19 protein-coding genes are annotated in these 15,979 nt (G+C 72.8%); 5 read left to right on the top strand and 14 right to left on the bottom strand.

Annotated features, from left to right (window positions below):
• The first annotated feature begins 7 nt into the window (after positions 1 to 7).
• A complete protein-coding gene (locus OHA72_RS54615) occupies positions 8 to 862 on the top strand; it encodes a DUF2127 domain-containing protein (RefSeq protein ID WP_327004008.1) in 855 nt (284 codons plus the stop codon).
• A 43-nt stretch (positions 863 to 905) separates the two neighbouring features.
• Here the strand turns inward: OHA72_RS54615 and OHA72_RS54610 are convergent, their stop codons facing one another.
• Positions 906 to 1,598: a GntR family transcriptional regulator gene (locus OHA72_RS54610; RefSeq protein ID WP_327004007.1), complete on the bottom strand. Its 693-nt coding sequence runs from the start codon at positions 1,596 to 1,598 to the stop codon at positions 906 to 908.
• A 218-nt stretch (positions 1,599 to 1,816) separates the two neighbouring features.
• Here OHA72_RS54610 and OHA72_RS54605 point away from each other — a divergent pair, with 218 nt between their 5' ends.
• Positions 1,817 to 5,641 (top strand): SpoIIE family protein phosphatase, encoded by a 3,825-nt coding sequence (locus OHA72_RS54605; protein ID WP_327004006.1) that lies wholly within the window; start codon positions 1,817 to 1,819, stop codon positions 5,639 to 5,641.
• Between the two features lies 1 nt (position 5,642).
• Here OHA72_RS54605 and OHA72_RS54600 read toward each other — a convergent pair whose 3' ends face one another.
• Genes OHA72_RS54600 through OHA72_RS54570 form a run of 7 tightly spaced genes read right to left on the bottom strand, consistent with a single transcriptional unit; the run spans position 5,643 to position 9,035 of the window.
• Positions 5,643 to 5,852, bottom strand: a complete 210-nt coding sequence (locus tag OHA72_RS54600) for a ferredoxin (protein WP_327004005.1) — start codon at positions 5,850 to 5,852, stop codon at positions 5,643 to 5,645.
• Positions 5,849 to 7,051 (bottom strand): NADH-ubiquinone oxidoreductase-F iron-sulfur binding region domain-containing protein, encoded by a 1,203-nt coding sequence (locus tag OHA72_RS54595; RefSeq protein ID WP_327004004.1) that lies wholly within the window; start codon positions 7,049 to 7,051, stop codon positions 5,849 to 5,851. The genes OHA72_RS54600 and OHA72_RS54595 overlap by 4 nt, the downstream gene beginning before the upstream one ends.
• 7 nt (positions 7,052 to 7,058) lie before the next feature.
• Entirely contained in the window at positions 7,059 to 7,658 is a 600-nt protein-coding gene (locus OHA72_RS54590; RefSeq protein WP_327004003.1) for a ferric reductase-like transmembrane domain-containing protein, read from the bottom strand.
• Entirely contained in the window at positions 7,655 to 7,906 is a 252-nt protein-coding gene (locus tag OHA72_RS54585) for an FAD:protein FMN transferase (protein WP_327011845.1), read from the bottom strand. Before OHA72_RS54585 ends, OHA72_RS54590 begins: the two co-directional genes overlap by 4 nt.
• Before the next feature lie 41 nt (positions 7,907 to 7,947).
• A complete protein-coding gene (locus OHA72_RS54580; protein WP_327004002.1) occupies positions 7,948 to 8,133 on the bottom strand; it encodes a hypothetical protein in 186 nt (61 codons plus the stop codon).
• Positions 8,134 to 8,151: 18 nt separating this feature from the next.
• Positions 8,152 to 8,769, bottom strand: coding sequence for a phosphotransferase enzyme family protein (locus OHA72_RS54575; protein ID WP_327004001.1), 618 nt, complete (start codon positions 8,767 to 8,769; stop codon positions 8,152 to 8,154).
• Positions 8,769 to 9,035 (bottom strand): hypothetical protein, encoded by a 267-nt coding sequence (locus tag OHA72_RS54570; protein WP_327004000.1) that lies wholly within the window; start codon positions 9,033 to 9,035, stop codon positions 8,769 to 8,771. Before OHA72_RS54570 ends, OHA72_RS54575 begins: the two co-directional genes overlap by 1 nt.
• Positions 9,036 to 9,092: 57 nt before the next feature.
• On the opposite strand from OHA72_RS54570, the gene OHA72_RS54565 reads away from it, so the two are divergent.
• Complete coding sequence (locus OHA72_RS54565; RefSeq protein WP_327003999.1) at positions 9,093 to 9,545, top strand: DUF309 domain-containing protein; 453 nt, start codon at positions 9,093 to 9,095, stop codon at positions 9,543 to 9,545.
• Between the two features lie 63 nt (positions 9,546 to 9,608).
• On the opposite strand, the gene OHA72_RS54560 is transcribed toward OHA72_RS54565, so the two are convergent.
• Genes OHA72_RS54560 through OHA72_RS54550 form a run of 3 tightly spaced genes read right to left on the bottom strand, consistent with a single transcriptional unit; the run spans position 9,609 to position 11,068 of the window.
• The gene (locus OHA72_RS54560; RefSeq protein ID WP_327003998.1) at positions 9,609 to 10,214 is read right to left on the bottom strand and encodes a DUF4865 family protein; all 606 of its coding nucleotides are present in this window, start codon (positions 10,212 to 10,214) and stop codon (positions 9,609 to 9,611) included.
• Positions 10,215 to 10,222: 8 nt separating this feature from the next.
• The gene (locus OHA72_RS54555; RefSeq protein ID WP_327003997.1) at positions 10,223 to 10,777 is read right to left on the bottom strand and encodes a TetR/AcrR family transcriptional regulator; all 555 of its coding nucleotides are present in this window, start codon (positions 10,775 to 10,777) and stop codon (positions 10,223 to 10,225) included.
• 45 nt (positions 10,778 to 10,822) lie between these two features.
• Complete coding sequence (locus OHA72_RS54550; RefSeq protein ID WP_327003996.1) at positions 10,823 to 11,068, bottom strand: hypothetical protein; 246 nt, start codon at positions 11,066 to 11,068, stop codon at positions 10,823 to 10,825.
• A gap of 110 nt (positions 11,069 to 11,178) precedes the next feature.
• Here OHA72_RS54550 and paaK point away from each other — a divergent pair, with 110 nt between their 5' ends.
• Positions 11,179 to 12,480, top strand: coding sequence for a phenylacetate--CoA ligase PaaK (gene paaK / locus OHA72_RS54545; RefSeq protein ID WP_327003995.1), 1,302 nt, complete (start codon positions 11,179 to 11,181; stop codon positions 12,478 to 12,480).
• Between the two features lie 16 nt (positions 12,481 to 12,496).
• Here paaK and OHA72_RS54540 read toward each other — a convergent pair whose 3' ends face one another.
• Both OHA72_RS54540 and OHA72_RS54535 read right to left on the bottom strand, forming a co-directional pair.
• Positions 12,497 to 13,327, bottom strand: coding sequence for a zf-HC2 domain-containing protein (locus OHA72_RS54540; RefSeq protein ID WP_327003994.1), 831 nt, complete (start codon positions 13,325 to 13,327; stop codon positions 12,497 to 12,499).
• A gap of 48 nt (positions 13,328 to 13,375) precedes the next feature.
• A complete protein-coding gene (locus OHA72_RS54535; protein WP_327003993.1) occupies positions 13,376 to 13,711 on the bottom strand; it encodes an STAS domain-containing protein in 336 nt (111 codons plus the stop codon).
• Between the two features lie 98 nt (positions 13,712 to 13,809).
• Here OHA72_RS54535 and OHA72_RS54530 point away from each other — a divergent pair, with 98 nt between their 5' ends.
• A complete protein-coding gene (locus tag OHA72_RS54530; protein WP_327003992.1) occupies positions 13,810 to 14,265 on the top strand; it encodes a response regulator in 456 nt (151 codons plus the stop codon).
• A 117-nt stretch (positions 14,266 to 14,382) separates the two neighbouring features.
• Here the strand turns inward: OHA72_RS54530 and OHA72_RS54525 are convergent, their stop codons facing one another.
• Complete coding sequence (locus OHA72_RS54525; protein WP_327003991.1) at positions 14,383 to 15,786, bottom strand: GH1 family beta-glucosidase; 1,404 nt, start codon at positions 15,784 to 15,786, stop codon at positions 14,383 to 14,385.
• Positions 15,787 to 15,979: the final 193 nt, after the last annotated feature.

Below are 15,979 nucleotides of genomic sequence, written 5' to 3'. Positions count from 1 at the left end.
ATAGCGCGTGGACTGGAATCTACGCACCTGCGCGCGGCGCGGCCATGTCACCTACGCGCCCGAGGAAGCACCCTTCCGGGAACGGCTGCACGCCACCACCCCCGTCGGCGCGGCGTGGCGCTGCCTGCGGTGCGGTGACTTCGTCATCGGCGAGCCGCAGTCGGCCGGGCCCGCCGATGCCGCCCCGATCGTGCTGCGCGGCCGGGCCCTGCGCGACGCCCTCGTGCTGCGGCTGCTGTCGATCGAACGGTTCGTCAAGGGCATCGTGGTGCTGCTGGCCGGTTACGGGGTGTACCGCTTCCGCACCCACCGCGACGGCGTCGAGCGCGCGTTCAACGAGGACCTGCCGCTGCTGCGGCCGTTCGCGGACCGGATCGGCTGGAAGTTCGAGGACTCCGCGATGATCCACACGATCCGGACGGTCATCGAGGCGGAGTCCAAGACCCTGCTGTGGGTCGCGCTCGGCCTGGCGTTCTACGGCGTCCTGCAGGTCGTCGAGGGCGTCGGCCTGTGGATGCTGAAGCGCTGGGGCGAGTACTTCGCCGTCGTCGCCACGTCGCTGGGCCTGCCGGTGGAGATCTACGAGCTGTCGGAGAAGGTCACCTGGCTGCGGATCGGCGCGCTGGTGGTCAACATCGTCGCCGTGCTCTACATCCTGCTGTCGAAGCGGCTCTTCGGGCTGCGGGGCGGTCACGCCGCCTACGCCGCCGAGCGGCACGAGACGAGCCTCATCGAGGTCGAGATCGCCGCCAGCGAACCGACCCTGCCGCACGGGCTGCGCAACCCGAAGGCGCCGGCCGGGGCGCGGGACGAGCCTTCCGCCGAAGTGACCACTGGCGGGAATCGTGTGGGCGTCGTATAGTTGAGCGCGAGACCGGCATCTTCCCCCGTGGATGCCGGTCTTCTTAATGTCCAGGCTTGTTCATGGCCTCGGCCGAGCGGATCGCCCGGATCGCCCGGATCGTGTTCAGGTTGTGCTCGCGAGCGCACGACTCCAGCCGTCCGGCGTCGTCCTCGCCCTCCTCCAGCTGATCCAGCAGCGCGTCGTGCTCGTCCACGGCGGTCCGGACCCGCAGCCGTGGATACAGCGACGCCAGGACCCGCGACGCGTCGATGCGGTCCCAGATCCAGTCCAGGGCCTCGATCACGTGCCGGTTGCCGCAGCAGCCGTAGATCGTGCGGTGGAACTCCCGGTGCAGCTCCATGACCCGCTCGTGGGTCTGCTCCAGCCGCAGCTGCGCGTTGAGCCCCCTGGCGATCGCGATCCGCTCCGCGGTCATCTGCGGCGCGGCGGCCGCGAACGCGTAACCGTCCAGCAGCGCCAGCATCTCCACCAGCTGCACCCAGTCGTCGTCGCCGAGCGTGGCGACCCGGGCCCCGACGTTGCGCTCGAAACTGACCAGGCCCTCGGCCTCCAGGCGGCGGATCGCCTCCCGGACCGGGACGGGGCTGACGTCGAGCTCCCGGGCCAGGGTGCTGAGCACCAGGCGGTGCCCCGGCTGGTAGCGGCCGTCGAGGATGCGCTGGCGGATCCGGCGGTAGGCGAGCTCGTGCTTCGAGGGCCCGGACGGCCCGGTGCTGTTGTGCTCAGGCTGCACGTGCGAGTTCCACTCTTGACAGGGGCCGGGCGCCCGCACAATCATATACGATCGGATGGAGGGCGGAGTCATCCTCACATTCCCGCAGCTGGTTCGCCATCGGCGGTGCGGCTGATGCTGACGGGGGCGGCCGCACCGCTGGTGGCGCACTGGGGCGCCGGTCGCGGACGCACCGCTCAGCGTCGCGGCAGGGCCCTGATACTGCGTACGCTGGTCAGGTGGGTGAGGCGGCCTGGTCGATGACCGACGATTCCGAGGTGAGTCGCGACCTCGGCGCGGTCGACTGGGCAGCCACTCCGCTCGGGCCACCCGAGGACTGGCCGCAGAGCCTGCGCTCGGTCGTGCGGATCCTGCTCGGCTCGCGGTTCTCGATGTGGATGGCGTGGGGCCCGGACCTGACGTTCTTCTGCAACGACGCCTACCGGCGCGACACCCTCGGCAAGAAGTACCCGTGGGCGCTGGGCAAGCCGGCCCGCGACGTGTGGGCCGAGATCTGGCCCGAGATCGGCCCCCGGATCGACGCGGTCATGGCGACCGGCACCGCCACCTGGGACGTGGCGCTGCGCCTGTTCCTCAGCCGCAGCGGCTACACCGAGGAGACCTACCACACGTTCTCCTACAGCCCGCTCACCGACGACGACGGTGTCATCGCCGGCATGCTCTGCGTGGTCAGCGAGGACACCGACCGGGTCATCGGCGAGCGCCGCATGGCGACCCTGCGCGACCTCGGCGCCGACCCCGAGGGCGGCGACCGGGACGGCGTGACCGAGGACAGCGTCTTCGCCACCGCCGCCCGGCACCTCGCGGCCCGCGCCGACGACCTGCCGTTCACCCTGACCTACCTCTTCGACGAGGACGGCGACACCGCGCACCTAGCCTGCCGCACCGGCGTGCCGGCGGGGACCCCGATGGCACCGGACGCGCTCGACCCGGCCACCGAGCCGTTCTGGCCCGTCACCGAGCTCGCCAGGGGCGTGCCGCTCACCCTCGGCGGCTACACCGACCTGCCGGCCGGCGCGTGGGAGGAGCCACCGACCGAGGTGCGGCTCGTCCCGCTGCCAGCGCCCGGCGGCGGCCGGCCCTACGGGTTCCTGGTCGTCGGGCTCAACCGCTACCGGCCCTTCGACGCCGCGTACGCAGGCTTCATCGACCTGATCGCGGGGCAGCTCGCGGCGCGGATCGGCACCGCCCGGGCCTACGCCGCCGAACGGCGCCGCGCGGAGTCCCTCGCCGAGCTCGACCGGGCCAAGACGGCGTTCTTCACCAACGTCAGCCACGAGTTCCGCACGCCGCTCACCCTGCTGCTCGGCCCCGCCGAGGACGCGCTGACCGACCAGACCGTGCCGCTGCCGCCGGAGCAGCGCGAACGCGTCGAGGTGGTGCACCGCAACGCCGAGCGGCTGCTGAAGCTCGTCAACACGCTGCTGGACTTCTCGCAGCTGGAGTCGGGCAAGGTCGAGCCCCGCTTCGAGCCGCTCGACCTGGCCGCGGTCACCGCCGAGCTGGCCGGCATGTTCGAGTCCGCGGCCCACCGGGCGGGTCTGTGCCTGGTCGTGGACTGCCCGCCGCTGCCGCGGCCGGTCCACGCCGACCGCGAGATGTGGGCGAAGATCACGCTGAACCTGCTGTCCAACGCGTTGAAGTTCACGTTCGAGGGGTCGATCACGGTCCGCGTCGCGGCCGCCGACGGTGCCGCCGAACTCAGCGTCACCGACACCGGGGTCGGGATCGACCCGGCCGACCAGGCCAACCTCTTCGACCGGTTCCACCGGATCCTGGGCACCCGCTCCCGCACGCATGAGGGCTCCGGCATCGGCCTGGCGCTGGTCGCCGAGCTGGCCGCGCTGCACGGCGGCGCGGTCGGGGTCCGCAGCGCGCCGGGCGCCGGCAGCACGTTCACGGTCCGGCTGCCGTTCGGCGACGGACCGCCGTCCGGTGCGGGCTTCACCGACGGCGGTGGCTTCAACGGCCTCGGTCCGGACGATCATGGCGCCGGCGTGTTCGGGGACCGGCCCGCGGCGGCCGACCGGGTCGTGCCGGGCTTCCTCGCCGAGATCGAGCGGTGGATCACCCCCGCGGCGGCCACCGGCGGGCCCGTGGCGCGGTCCACCGCGCCGACGGTCCTGGTCGTCGACGACAACTCCGACATGCGCGACTACATCCGCACCATCCTTGAGGCCGACTACCATGTCGCGGAGGCCACCGACGGCGCGGCCGCGCTGCGGCTGCTGCACGACACCCAGCCCGACCTGGTCCTCACCGACGTGATGATGCCAGAGCTGGACGGCTTCGGCCTGGTCGCCGCGCTGCGCGCCGACAGCTCCGCCGCGCACCTGCCGGTCATCATGCTGTCGGCCCGGGCCGGCGACGAGGCGACCGTCGAGGGGCTCGACGCCGGCGCCGACGACTACCTCATCAAGCCGTTCTCGCCGCGGGAGCTGCGGGCCAGGGTCCGGGCCAACCTCGAGTTCGACCGGGTCCGGCGCACCCGCGACGAGCTGCAGCGCAGCCGCGAGCTGCTGGACCAGGCGCAGCGCCTCGCGTCCGTCGGCAGCTGGGAGCTGGACCTCGCCACCGGCGACATCCACGGCTCCGAGGAGTTCCTGCGCCAGATGGGCATGAGCGCCGCCGAGCTGCTCGACCCGGCCGCCCGCGCCGACGTCGACGCCCGGCTCCACCCCGACGACCGCGGACTCGTCGAGGCGGCGATGGCCGCCGCGATCGCCGGCGAGCCACTGGACTACGAGGTCCGCGTGTACCAGCACGACGGGACCCTGCGCGTCTTCCACACCATCGGCGAGCTCGAACGCGACGCCGTCGGCGCCCCGGTCCGGCTGCGCGGCTCCAACCAGGACGTCACCGAGCAACGCCGCGCCGAGCAGGCCCTCGCCGCCGCCAGCGGCCTGCAGGAGGCCGCCGCCCGCGAGCACCGCATCGCCGACGAGCTGCAGCGCAGCCTCATGCCGCCGCTCACGTTCGACCCGGAGCACCTGGAGGTCGCCACGTACTACCGGCCCGGCGTCGCGGGCACCCAGGTCGGCGGCGACTGGTATGACGTCATCGAGCTCGGCGCCGACCGCACCGCCCTGGTCATGGGCGACGTCATGGGCCGCGGGGTGCCCGCCGCCGCCGTCATGGGCCAGCTGCGGGCCGCGGTCCGCGCCTACGCCAGGCTGGACCTGCCGCCTGCCGACGTCCTGGAGTTCCTCGACGGCGTCGTGCGGGACCTGAGCGAGGACCAGATCGTCACCGTCGTCTACGCCGTGTACGACCCGGGCGAGCGCAGCCTCACCTACGCCAACGCCGGACACCTCCCGCCGCTGCTGCTGCTCCCGGGCGGCACGGTGCGGCACCTCACCGTCTCCGGCCCGCCGCTGGGCACCGGCCCGCTGACCCTCACCGAGGAACGCGTCGAGCTGCCCGTCGGTGCGCTGCTCACCCTGTACACCGACGGGCTCGTCGAACACCGTGACCGGGACCTCGACACCGGCATCGACGCGCTCGCCGAGCACGTCAGCACGATCACCGGGCCGGTCGCGGGCGGCTCGGCCGGTGAGCTCGCCGGCCCGCTCGCGGACGTGCCCGACCGGCTCGTCGCCGCGCTGCTGCCCGACGGGCCCGACGACGACATCACCGTGCTGCTCGCCCGGGTCGTCGCCGAGCCCGGTGAGGAGCAGTCCGTCATCCACGACATCCCCGCCGAGGAGCGGGCCGTGCGGACCGCCCGCCAGCTCGTCGGCACCACGCTGCGCCGGTGGAACGTCCCGGCCCGCGTCATCGACGACCTGGTCCTCGTCGTGAGCGAGCTGGCCGCCAACGCCGTCCTGCACGGCCGCCCGCCGATCCAGCTGCGGCTGCGCAACGGCGGCACCCACGTCGTGCTGGAGCTGCACGACACCGCGACGTACCTGCCCCGCAAGCAGCGCCCGACCCCCGACGACGAGCACGGCCGCGGGCTGCAGCTGGTGTCCTCGCTGTGCGACCGCTGGGGCACCCGCCCCACGGTCGACGGCAAGGCCGTGTGGTGCATGCGCTCGATCTGACCTACCGCTGCGTCAGGTGCAGGGCGAGCCGCGGACAGTGCTGGACGGCCCGCCGGGCATGGGGGAGCAGGCCGGGCGGGACCTCGGGCTCCTTGCCGCCGTCGGTGCTGCGGGGGTACCCCCACTCGTCCGGCGCGAGCAGCTCGGGCAGGAGCTCGGTGCAGTGCCCCCGCCCGTCGCAGGCGGTCCAGTCGACGTGCAGGGCGGTCATCGCCGGGCTCCTTCCAGGCAGGTGCCGTGCAGGTGGGCGGTCACGTCGTCGGCGAACACCGTCATCGCGGACCGGATGAGGCGGACCGTGCCGTCGGGATGGCCGCAGGCGCCACGGCCGTGCACCAGCGCCGCCAGCCGGGCCACGCCCGCCGGCAGCTCCCGGTCGCCCGCCATCCTCGCCAGGGCCGCCAGGGTCTCCGCCAGCCGGGGCAGGCCGTTGCGGCAGGGCCCGCACTGCTTCGCACCGGCCGCAGCGAGGTACCCGGCGATCTGCGCCGTCCTGGCAAGCCCGCACTCGCCGACGGCGAGCGGGACGACGACCCCGGCACCGGGCGACGCGCCGTACGGCGCCAGACCTTCGCGGCTCATCGGCACACCGGCGAGGGGAGCGGGCACCCACGCGCCGTGGAAACCGCCGACGAGCACCGCCCGCAGCGGCGCGACCGGTCCACCGGCGGCGGCGAGCAGCTCGCCCAGGGCGACGCCGTGCGGCACCTCGTGGACGCCCGGCGCCGCGACCGGACCGGACACCGTCGCCAGGAACGTCCCTGGCTCCCGTGCCGTGCCCACCTGCCGGAACCATCCGGCGCCGTGCCGCGCGACGAGGGCCACGTGCGCCAGGGTCTCCACGTTCTGCACCAGCGTCGGTGCCCCGCCGACCCCGGACTCCGTGACCCGGCGCAGCTTGTCGCGAGGCACCGCCCGCCCGCCGCCGAGGGCCGCCACCACCGCCGACTCCTCGCCGGACAGGAACGTCTCCTGCGCCCGGTGTACGGCCACCGGCACCCGATCCCATCCCGCCGCCCTGCGCTCCTCGACGGCCCGCGCGAGGTGCCCGGCCGACGCCTGCCGCACGTACAGGTACGCCTTCGCCGCCCCGACCGCCGCCGCGGCCAGCTGCAGCCCGTCGAGCACCAGGTGCGGCGAGTGCTCCAGCAGCGTGCGGTCCTTGGCGCTGCCCGGCTCGCCCTCGGCGCCGTTGCCGACGACCACCGGCGTCCGCCGCCCGCCGGCGTGCCCGCGCACCGCGGCCAGCTTCAGGTGCGTCGGGAACCCGGCCCCGCCGTGCCCGGTGAGCCCGGCGTCCCGGACGGCGCCGATCAGCGCCTCCTGCGGCGGCCGTGGCAGCGGCCCGTGCGCGGCGGCGTGCGAGCGCAGGTCGGTGTGGGCGGCGCCGAGCAGCCGCCCGGCGGTCAAACCGTGCTCATCGTGAACCTCCACTGCGGACGGTGCCGGTCGTCTCAGGGGTCGTCACAGGGGGAGCTCCACTGGGGACGGTGCGGCGCTCGCTTGTGGACAGACGCCAGGCGACGGCGGCGAGGACCGCCGCGAGGCAGGCGCCGGCGACGGTCCGCAGCCACCACGTACCGGCGTCGGAGCCCGTGCCGAGGGCGTGTGCGAACGCCACCGGCCAGCACGCGTACGCCAGCCAGTGCGTCGCCCGCCATGCCCGCAGGCCCAGCCGGTGCCGCAGCAGGCTCGTGACGACCAGCGCGATCAGCAGGTCCACCGCCAGTGTGCCGAGTCCCGTCCACATCGGACGGTACGTCGCACCGAACGGCACGATCAGGTCGAACAGCTCCAGCTGCGCGTACACGTCGAAGAACAGGCTCACCACGTGCACCAGGACGAACCCGACCGCCAGCAGCGAGGCGTCGCGATGCACGAGCGCGACGCCGAAGCGGGGCAGCCCGAACGCCGGCCGGCCGACCCGGTTCGCGATCCCCAGCGCGACCACCACCGTCAGCAGCACCAGCGACGTGACGCCGGTGCCTCGTGCGAGGTACCACAGGGCGTCGTTCATGCCGGCCACCCCGCGGTCGCGTACACCTGGCGCCGCTGCGACACCAGGCGCGCCGGGGCTCCCTGCCGGGCCAGCCACCCGTGCCCCGCGCGCCCCCGCACGATCGCGGCGGTGCTGAGCGTGTTGGCGTGCACGCAGCTGCGGGCGGCGACGGACACCGTCCGCCACACCCGCGGCGCCGGCATCCCGGTCCGCGGGTCCAGGATGTGGTGCAGCAACCCTTCCGGTCCGTGCCACTGGCGGCTGATCGTGCTGGACGTGGCGAGGGCCCTTGGCAGGTGGCTGTGTCCTAGCTGTGCAGCCCGAGCCGGGCGTCCTCGAGCCCCTTTTCGTTCTCGGTCGCGTCCGCGATGCCCGTGAGGTCGCCGGTCGCGATCCTGCGCGCGAAGTAGTCGGCCTGCACCGCGTACCGGAACCGCAGCAGCACCGGCAGCGCCGTGCGCAGTTCCTCCTCGGCGACGATGCCCGCTGCCACATAGGCGGACAGGAACGTCTAGCCGTCTTCGCCGAGGTACATGAGGGTGGAGGCGACGTCGTACACCAGCGGACCCCGCATCGCGACGCCCCAGTCGATGAGCCCGTCGCCGACGAACGCCTCCGGGGCCGGATCGGCGTGCAGCAGGCCCTGGGTGAGCGGCCCGGCCTGGGCGAGGCCGCGCACCGCTGCGGCGACCGCGGGGCGCAGCCAGGGCCGCAGCCCGAGGTGCGCGGCGTCCGGATCGACCCAGTCCATGGCGACCTCGTGCTCGACCGTCACGTCGCGCAGCAGCCGGTGGACCTCGGCCAGGGTGGTGCCGATCGCGTGCTGGTCCTCGGCCGTGCCGGGCTCGCCGTCGACGAAGGTGAGCAGCGCCAGGTGGCCGCCGGTCACGTCGACCGTGAGCCGCCCGTCCTTCGTGCGGACCGGGGCGCCGCTGGCGAACCCGCGCCGGGCCAGTGCATCGGCGACCGCGATGCCGCCGGGGAACCAGCCATCCGCGGCCTTCGCGACAAATCGCCTTTGACCTGCGCGCACGAACCAGGTCGCCGAGTTCATCCCGCCGTGGTGGGGGCGCACGTCCGCGCCGGCCAGCCCCCAGTGCCCGGCGAGGGCGTCCTCGGGAAACGCCACTACCGCTGCTGGATCGGCCGGCGCAGGGAGTACGTGATGGCGTGCAACCGGTGCGGCTGCCCGATGACCAGTGCGGCCCGGTCATACGCCTGCCAGCCCTCAGCCCCGGCCCTGTTCAGATGCCGCAGATCGTTGAACCGCTCGTCGGTGCCCCACCGCTGCACCCCGCCCGGGTAGTGGAACACCGCGTCCCAGTCTTCGAACTTGTCCGTGCCCAGCGTCCCGGCGGCCCGGTACTCCAGTCGTGCATACTCCCATTGCGTCACGCCGTACATCATGCCGGACATTGAACGGGAACAGTGGCCTGGTACTACGTTGGAGACGTGGACCGGGACCGCGACGACACTGGCAGAGCCCGCAACGCCCGCCCGCGCGACGGCTTGGGCCGGCCGCTGCCGTATGGCTCCCCCGGCGTACCGACGATGCCCGACGACCTGACGGTCACGCCCGCGACGGCGCTCGCCCAGGCGCAGGAACTGCTGGACGCCGGGCGACCGTTCCACGCGCACGAGGTGCTGGAGGCGGCGTGGAAGAGCGCCCCACCGCCGGAGCGTGAGTTGTGGCGAGGGCTGGCACAGCTGGCGGTCGGCCTGACCCACCTGCGCCGCGGCAACGCGACAGGCGCGGCCCGTCTGCTGTCCCGCGCCGCCGACCGCATCGCCGCTCAGGACCCTGTCCCGCACGGAATCGACGCCGACGGCCTGGTCACCTGGGCCCGCGACGCCGCAACCCGCACCGACCCTCCGACCCCACGCCTGAGGCTGCCGGCGAGCTGAGGTATCGCAATCAGCTGTACCGCAGACATTCGTCCTGCAGATCGGTGTGAGGCCCGCCACCCTTCATTTGTGCATATCGGTGGAGTCGCGATATCCGGCGCTGTGCAGGTCGAGTTCAGGCGCGGACACGTGCAGCACCTCGTAGCGTTCGCCGGCAGGTTCGCCGGCGGGCACCTGGTGGCGCCAAAGCGTGAAGCGCAGCAGGTGCCAGTCCCTCGGGTCGAAAGCCAGTGCTGCTGTGTGCAGGTCCGGGTGGTCGGCGAGGGTGGCCAGCTCGGCAAGTTCGTCGTCGATCGAAACGGCCGCGTCGCCCTGGGGCGGTTGCGGGAGTTCGACGATCCGCCGGGAGGCGGCCAGTGGTGACTCGCCGGCGGCGCCGCGAACACACGCGATCACCGTCCACTGGGAGACGGGTGGGCGGCCGAAGTCGCGGACGATGTTCTGGAAGCCGCCGCCGCCGATCAGGAACTGCGTCATCGCGGCCGGGGAGTTCCACAGGTAGAACGGGGCGTACTGGCTCACCTGGGAGCCGTCGACACCGCGGACCCGGATCAGGTACGCCTTCAGGGCGAGACCCGCGCGGTCGTCCAAGGCGTGCCCGTTGCGCCGGACCCGCTCCCGGATGATGCCCATGTCGTAGTCCGCCGGCAGCGTCAGCGAGTACTGCATCGCGAGCATCAGGCGGCCGCCGATCGCAGCAGGGCGAGCGCGCCCCGGACCGCCCGGTCGAACGGCTCCCGGGAACCCGCCGCCCGGGCAAGGACATAGCCGCCCTGCAGGGTGGCGGCGATCGCGGCAGCGGTGTCGTCGGGATCGAGCTTGGACGACAGCGACGGGTCGGAGGCGAGCACCGACGACAGCGCAGAGCACAGCCAGGCGAACGTCTCCGTGACCGGGCCATGCAGCGCCGGGTCGGCCAGGACGTCCGGGTCCTGGGTGAGACGGCCGACCGGGCAGCCGCGCAGCACGTCGCGGTCCACTGTCAGATACGCGGTGATCCGCGAGACCGCAGTCCCCGGGCCGTCCAGCAGGACACCGGCCCGGGCGCGCAACTCGGAGGCGGTGCGCTCGATGGCGACGGCGGCGAGGTCGGGCTTGCCGCGGAAGTGGTGATACATGCTGCCTTGGCCGGCGCCGGCGCGGTCCTGGATGGCGCGGGGGCTGGTGCCGGTGTAGCCGCGCTCCCACAGCAGCGCGCGGGTGCTCTCGACCAGGCGGTCGGCGGTGTCCATGCTGTACATACTAGTTGGTACAACAATGGACACCGCCACACAGCATTAGGTCAGCTCGACCTGCAGGGCCTGGAAGGTCGAGCGCGAGGCGGCCGCCTGGTTGCGCAGGATCTCGTCGATCTCGCGGGTCTCCTCGGCGGTGTGGCGGCCGAGGATCAGGTCGAGCTCCAGGCGCTCGGCCGGCGTCCGGTACGCGGCGATCTCCCGCGCGAGGGTCCGCCGTGCCCGGCGCGCCTCGAAACGGCTGGTCACAGCGTTGCGAACCCGGCTCGCGGTCGTCTGGGTGGCCATCATTCGACTCCTTCATCTGGGGTGGTCCTGCCGTCTACTGTATCGATTCAGAAAGATCATCACACCTGGATTGATGGTGAGACGCGACACGCGTGCGGCAGGATGCAGGAGTGCGCGACATCGACGTCGACCCCGCCACGCTCGATCCTGTCGAGACCGCCTCCAGGGACGAGCTCGCCGCCCTGCAACTCGGACGGCTGCGGCAGACATTGCAGACGGTCTACGAGCGGGTGCCGCACTACCGCGAAGCGTTCGACGCCGCCGGGGTCCACCCGGACGACCTGCGCGAGCTGGGCGACCTCGCGGCGTTCCCGTGCACCACCAAGGAGGACCTTCGGCGGCAGTACCCGTTCGGCATGTTCGCGGTACCGCGGCAGCAGGTCGTCCGGGTCCACGCCTCCTCCGGCACGACCGGGCGGCCCACCGTCGCGGGGTACACGGCCGGCGACATCGACACGTGGTCCGCGCTCATGGCCCGCTCGATCCGTGCCGCCGGCGGGCGCCCCGGCGACGTCGTGCACGTCGCGTACGGCTACGGCCTGTTCACCGGCGGCCTCGGGGCCCACTACGGCGCCGAGCGGCTCGGCTGCACCGTCGTGCCCGTCTCCGGTGGCATGACCGAGCGGCAGGTCATGCTCATCCAGGACTTCCGGCCGGACGTCATCATGGTGACCCCGTCGTACCTCCTCGCGATCGTCGACGAGATGCACCGGCAGGGGATCGACCCGGCCGCGACGTCACTGGCCGTCGGCATCCTCGGGGCGGAGCCGTGGACCGGTGACATGCGCACCGAGATCGAGTCGCGCCTGGACATGCACGCGGTGGACATCTACGGGCTGTCCGAGGTGATGGGGCCCGGTGTCGCCGTCGAGTGCGCCGAGACCAAGGACGGCCTGCACCTGTGGGAGGACCACTTCTACCCGGAGATCATCGACCCCGTCACCGGCGCCGTGCTGCCCGACGGCGAGGTCGGCGAGCTGGTGCTCACGTCGCTGACGAAGGAGGCGATGCCGGTCATCCGGTACCGCACCCGCGACCTCACCCGGCTGCTGCCCGGCACCGCCCGCACGATGCGCCGCATGCAGCGGATCACCGGGCGCAGCGACGACATGATGATCGTCCGTGGCGTGAACGTGTTCCCCACCCAGATCGAGGAGCTGCTGCTGCGGGTGCCGGCGCTGGCACCGCATTTCCAGTGCGTGCTGACGCGGCCCGACCGGCTCGACACGCTCACGGTGCAGGTCGAACGGCGGCCGGACACCCACCCCGGCGACGCCCCGGTCGCCGGGGCGCGGCTGGAGTCCCTGGTGAAGGACGTCATCGGGGTGACGGTGACGGTCCGCGTGCTGGACCCGGGCGGCGTGGAACGCTCCGCCGGCAAGATGCGCCGCGTGGTGGACGAACGCCCCTGACGAGGACGGCCGAGGGTCAGGCCGCCTCGCGGTCCGTGGCCCGGGCGGTCGTCTGCCCGGGAACGAGCCGCAACCGTCGCCGCGGCGGAGCGTCCCCGCCGTCGCCCCCGGACGAGGAAGAGGACGAAGACGAAGACGGGGGAGAGGGCAGGCGCGACGGCGGGCGGCCCGGGTCGAGGGCGGGCCGGGTGAGGGCGACGACGATCGCGTACCCGGCCAGGACGAACCCGTGGCTGAGCAGCCGTGCCGTCTCGACCCGCCCGGCGAGGACGTCGTTGACGCTGAGCAGGGCCAGCAGCGCGACGAACGCGGTCAGCATCGGCAGCGCGCCCGCCGGGCGGCCGCGGCGGCTGGCGATCCAGCCGAAGCCGGCGCCGATGGCGACGTTCCAGGCGGCGGACTCGTGCCACAGGTGCCCCGAGCCGTTGCCGTGCAGCTCGGTGGCGGTGGCGGCGTTGGTGACCTGGGCGATCCCGAGGACGAACTGGGCCGCCCCGAACCCGCCGAGCAGCACCCGCAACCCCACCACCAGGGCCCGGCGCCCGGCGAACCTGCTGCGCAAGGCACCCGCGAAGCGCCGCGTGGGCGGTACCTCCGCGGCGGGAAGGACACCGTGGGCGTCGAGCGCGGCGAGCAGGTCGTCGGAGCCGGCCGGCTGGGCGGGCACCTGATGGACCCGGAACAGCCGGGTGGCCGACGCCGCGTCGGCGTGCCACGTGCGGCACCCGGCGCAGCGCAACAGATGCGCGTCCGTCAGGGCGGCGTCGATCGGCTCGGCCTCACCGTCGAGACGCGCGGACAGCGCCTCGCGGAAGGCCTCGCAACCGGCGGCAGGGGAACGCTCCACCCCCCGATGGTGCCAGACGCACCCGCTGGATGGGCGGCCCCACGGGCGCTAAGCCAGCGCGGTGGCGGCCTCGGGCAGGGTGTCGTGCAGGGAGAAGACCTTGTCCAGGCCGGTGATCCGGAACACCCGGCGGACCTTGTCGTCCGGGCAGACCAGGCCGAGCGCGCCGCCGGTCTCGCGGACCCGGTTGTGCGCGCCGATGAGCACGCCGAGGGTCGTGGAGTCCATGAACGTGACCGCGGTCAGGTCGACGATCACCTTGCCGCCGCCCTCGTCGAGCGCGGTGGTGATCGTCTGGCGCAGCTGCGGTGCGGTGCTGACGTCGAGTTCGCCGTCTGCCCGGACCACGCTGTGCCCATTGAACGTCGAGATCGAGAACGCCATCCGACAATCTCCACTTCGTGGGTAGCGGTATGACCGTAGCCGGTCTTGCGCCGGGCGTTATCGTTGGCCCGGGACATGTTGCACCGGAAGGACACTCGATGAGCACCGTGGACGATGCGCCGCCCGGCGTGCCGATCGAGATCCTGCTCGTCGAGGACGATCCGGGCGACGTGCTCATCACGCGCGAGGCGTTCGCCGAGCACAAGGTGTCCAACCGGCTGTCGGTCTGCACCGACGGCGCCGAGGCGCTGCGGTTCCTGCGCCGGCAGGGCGTCCACGCGGGCGCGCCGCGGCCCGACATCGTGCTGCTGGACCTCAACCTGCCCGGCGTCGACGGCCGCGTGGTCCTCGAGGTGATCCACGCCGACCCCGAGCTCAACAGCATCCCGGTGGTGGTGCTCACCAGCTCCAGGGCCGAGGAGGACTTCCTGCGCAGTCACGAGCTGCGGGTCGACACGTACATCGCGAAACCCGTCGACTTCGCCAGCCTGATGCACGTCGTGCGCCGGATCGAGACGTTCTTCATCAGCGTGCGGCGCAGCACACCAGCCTGACCGTGGCGCTCGTTTCCGCCATGGTACGAAAAGCAGCCTCGGGTTGCTCACGGACAGCGGCGCCGACGAGCCACGCGCGAGCACTCACCCGTCCACCCGCGCCGGCCGCCTGAACTCTCACGGAGCGTCGATGGCGTTGCGGGTGATGGCCTCGGCGAGCCAGTGGCCAGAGGACTTCACCGTGCGGCGCAGCGTGTCGTAGTCGACGTGGATGAGGCCGAAGCGGCGGCTGAAGCCGAAGGCCCACTCGAAGTTGTCGAGCAGGGACCAGGCGAAGTAGCCGCGCAGGTCGACGCCGGCGGTGATGGCCTCGTGGACCGCGGCCAGGTGCCCCTGCAGGTAGGCGATCCTCTCGGGGTCGTGGATCGCGCCATCGGGGGTGGGGCGGTCGTCGTAGGCGGCGCCGTTCTCCGTGACGTAGATCGGCCGGTCGCCGTAGTCGCGGCGGATGCGCAGGAGCAGGTCGCGCAGGCCGGTCGGGTCGACGGACCAGCCCATGTGTGTGACGGGGCCCGGGGTCGGGTGGAAGCGGACGTGCTGCGCCGTCGGATACGGGGTGCCCTCGTCGAGGGTGCCGTCCGTGGCCGCACTGACCAGGTCCGGCTGGTAGTAGTTCACGCAGACCGCGTCGATCGGCTGCGACACCACCTCCAGGTCGCCGGGCCGCACATACGACATATCCGTGATTTCGGAAATGTCGGCCACCGTGTCGGCGGGGTATGAGCCGCGCAGGATCGGGTCGAAGTAGATGCGGTTGAGCAGGCCGTCGATGCGCCGCGCCGCGTCCAGGTCGGCGGGGGCGTCGGTGAACGGTCGCACCGCGCCGGCGTTCAACGCCACCGAGACCTGCCCGGCGACCCCCGCGGAGCGCAGCGCCGCGACGCCGAGCCCATGCGCGAGCAGCAGGTGGTGGGTGGCGACGAGGGCGTTGAGGTGCCCGCGCCGGCCGGGCGCGTGCCCGCCGGTGCCGTAGCCGAGGAACGCCGAGCACCACGGCTCGTTCAGCGTGTTCCACAGCGCGACGCGGTCGCCGAGCCGGGCGGCGACCGCCGCCGCGTAGTCGCCGAAGCGCAGCGCCGTGTCCCGGTTGGTCCATCCGCCGGCGTCCTCGAGCTCCTGCGGCAGGTCCCAGTGGTAGAGCGTCGCGGTGGGCCGTACCCCCGCGGAGAGCAACTCGTCGACCAGCCGGTCGTAGAAGCCGAGGCCGGCCTCGTTGACCCCGGATCCACCGGCGGGGCGGATCCGCGGCCACGCGATCGAGAACCGGTACGACGACAGCCCCAGGTCCCGCATCAGCGCGACGTCGTCGCGGTAGCGCTGGTAGTGCCCGGTCGTGCGGGCGCCGGTGTCGCCGTTGTCGATGCGGCCGGGCTGGGCGGAGAAGGTGTCCCAGATCGACGGGGTGCGGCCGTCGACGTCCACGGAGCCCTCGATCTGGTAGGCCGCGGTCGCCGCGCCCCACCAGAAGTCCGAGGGAAACGTCAGGACGCCTTTCGCGGTCTGCACCGCTGTCGTGCTCACACCCACCACCACTTCCCCGAACGTCAACAGATAGGTGGCTTGGAGAGCGCTCTCCAAGCCGTGTGACCAGACTGCGACGTCGCGTGTCCGAGTGTCAAGGTGCGAGGGAGCACGCTTCTGCGCGTACCGGACAAAATGCCACCAAAGAAATCGAGGACTCTTGACACACGGGAAACAGCGGGGCAACACTGCG

The organism is Dactylosporangium sp. NBC_01737 (assembly GCF_035963215.1).
Classification (GTDB): Bacteria; Actinomycetota; Actinomycetes; order Mycobacteriales; family Micromonosporaceae; genus Dactylosporangium.
This window is presented reverse-complemented; position numbering and strand designations above follow the sequence as displayed.

Coding starts and splice junctions, on each gene's coding strand:
- OHA72_RS54600 (WP_327004005.1), bottom strand. CDS start 5,852: ATGACCGCCCTGCACGTCGACTGGACCGCCTGCGACGGGCGGGGGCAC.
- OHA72_RS54590 (WP_327004003.1), bottom strand. CDS start 7,658: ATGAACGACGCCCTGTGGTACCTCGCACGAGGCACCGGCGTCACGTCG.
- OHA72_RS54560 (WP_327003998.1), bottom strand. CDS start 10,214: ATGCAGTACTCGCTGACGCTGCCGGCGGACTACGACATGGGCATCATC.
- OHA72_RS54555 (WP_327003997.1), bottom strand. CDS start 10,777: ATGGACACCGCCGACCGCCTGGTCGAGAGCACCCGCGCGCTGCTGTGG.
- OHA72_RS54550 (WP_327003996.1), bottom strand. CDS start 11,068: ATGGCCACCCAGACGACCGCGAGCCGGGTTCGCAACGCTGTGACCAGC.
- OHA72_RS54535 (WP_327003993.1), bottom strand. CDS start 13,711: ATGGCGTTCTCGATCTCGACGTTCAATGGGCACAGCGTGGTCCGGGCA.
- OHA72_RS54530 (WP_327003992.1), top strand. CDS start 13,810: ATGAGCACCGTGGACGATGCGCCGCCCGGCGTGCCGATCGAGATCCTG.